Source organism: Myxococcus eversor (assembly GCF_010894455.1).
Classification (GTDB): Bacteria; Myxococcota; Myxococcia; order Myxococcales; family Myxococcaceae; genus Myxococcus; species Myxococcus eversor.
The window spans coordinates 1-2,253 of sequence record NZ_JAAIXY010000060.1 but is presented as its reverse complement, the minus strand read 5'-3'; the positions used below and the strand labels follow the sequence as shown (position 1 = coordinate 2,253).

Genomic DNA, 2,253 nt, shown 5'->3' with positions numbered 1-2,253 from the left:
GTTGGGCGGACACTCCCTCCTCGCCACTCAAGTCGTCTCTCGCATCCGCTCCACCTTCGACGTTGAGTTGCCCCTCGGTGAGCTCTTCTCCTCGCCCACCGTCGCGCTTCTCTCTGAGCGGCTGGAGCTGCTCCACGGCTCCTCGTCTCGCCAGCCGGCTCTCGTCCCTGTCGACCGTGCCCAGCCGCTGCCCCTCTCCTTCGCCCAGCAGCGCCTCTGGTTCCTCGACCAGCTCCAGCCCGGCTCTTCCGCCTACAACATCCCCTGGGTCCTCAAGCTCTCCGGCGCACTCAACTCGGAGGCGCTGCTCCAGTCCCTCCGTGCGCTGACTCAGCGCCACGAGGCCCTGCGCACCCGCTTCTCCGTTCACGAAGGCCAGCCCGTTCAGCTCATCCAGCAGGACTTCCTGCTGGAGATGCCTCTCGTCGACCTCTCGTCCTTGCCCGAGCAGGAGCGCGATGCAGAGGCCCAACGTCTGGCTTCGGCCGAAGCCCTGCGTCCGTTCGACCTGGCTCGTGGCCCCGTCGTCCGCACGTCGCTCGTCCGCCTCGATGAGGCGCAGCATCTGCTGCTCGTCACCGTCCACCACATCGCGTCCGACGGTTGGTCCATCGCCGTCATGGTCCGCGAGCTGGCGGCGTTCTACCGCCAGTTCTCCGGTGGCGAGGCCGCCCAGCTCGCGCCTCTGCCCATCCAGTACGCCGACTTCTCCGTCTGGCAGCGACAGTGGCTCCAGGGCGACGTCCTCGCCTCGGAAATCGACTGGTGGCGCACCCAACTCGCCGGGGCCGCTACTTCGCTCGAGCTGCCCACCGACAGGCCTCGGCCCGCCGTTCAGACGTATCGCGGCGCGGTGCTGCCTATCGAGCTGTCGCGTGAACTGACGCAGGCAGTGAGGACCCTTGCCCAGCGTGAGGGCGCCACGCCCTTCATGGTGCTGCTGGCGTCCTTCCAGCTCCTGCTCTCTCGTTACTCGGGCCAGGACGACATCTCCGTTGGCTCGCCCATCGCCAATCGCAACCGCGCTGAAACCGAAGGCCTCATCGGTTTCTTCGTCAACACGCTCGTCCTGCGTGCACGCATCAATGGCAGCCAGTCCTTCCGTGAACTGCTGGAGCAGGTGCGCCTGTCCACGCTGGCCGCCTACGAGCACCAGGACGTCCCCTTCGAGAAGCTCGTCGAGGAACTCCAGCCTCAGCGCGACCTCAGTCGTAGCCCTCTTTTCCAGGTCACACTGACGCTCCAGAACGCCCCCGAGGCGTCACTCGCGCTGTCCGGACTGGTGCTCAAGCCGATTCAGGCGGAGATCAACACCTCGAAGTATGACTTCAGCCTCCTGTTCGATGAGGCGGAGCAACTGTCGGGTGTTCTCAACTACAACACCGACCTCTTCGACGCGGAGTCGATGCAGGGACTGCTCCGTCACTTCTCCGCGCTGCTCGAGGCCGCGGTCTCTCAGCCCGAGCAATCGCTGAGCGCGCTTTCCCTGCTGTCCGCCCCCGAGAAGCAGCAGGTGCTCACCGGGTGGACCGGCACCACGTCCGCCTACCCGCGCGACGCGTCCATTCACTCCCTCTTCGCTCAGCAGGCTGCTCGCTCGCCCGACGCTGTCGCGGTCGTCTCCGGCGAGGAGTCGCTCTCCTACGCCCAGCTCGACTCGCGCTCCAACCAACTCGCTCACTACCTGCGCTCGTTGGGTGTGCTTCCGGGCTCTCGCGTCGCCGTCCGCCTTGACCGCTCCGCGGACCTCATCGTCTCCCTCCTCGCCATCCTCAAGGCGGGGGCCGCCTACGTCCCTCTCGACAAGGCCTGGCCTTCCGAGCGTCTCGCCTTCGTCCTTCGCGAGTCCGCTGCGGGCGTCGTCCTCTCCCACTCCGACGTCGTCGACGACTTGCCGGCCTTCGGCGCCGTCCTCCTCGTCATCGATGAGGAGGCTTCTCGCATCGCGCGGCTGCCCTCTTCTCCTCTCGCAGGTGCCGTGACGGGGGATGACCTCGCCTACGTCATGTTCACCTCCGGCTCCACGGGCGAGCCCAAGGGTGTCTGCGTCCCTCACCGCGGCGTCACTCGCCTCGTCTCTTCTTCCTTCATCTCCTTCGGAGCCTCCGACGTCTGGCTCCACGCCGCCCCCGTCGCCTTCGACGCCTCCACCCTCGAAATCTGGGGCGCCCTCCTCCACGGCTCCAAGCTCGTCCTCGCTCCTCCTCACTCGCTGTCTTTGGAAGAGCTGGGCTCGCTGCTCGTCCGCGAGGG

General features: G+C 66.8%; 1 protein-coding gene. It reads left to right on the top strand.

Translation table 11 applies throughout. The annotated features are described in order from the left end of the window. A partial coding sequence (locus tag G4D83_RS45100; protein ID WP_163871150.1) for a condensation domain-containing protein occupies window positions 1-2,253 on the top strand: 2,253 nt, incomplete at both ends.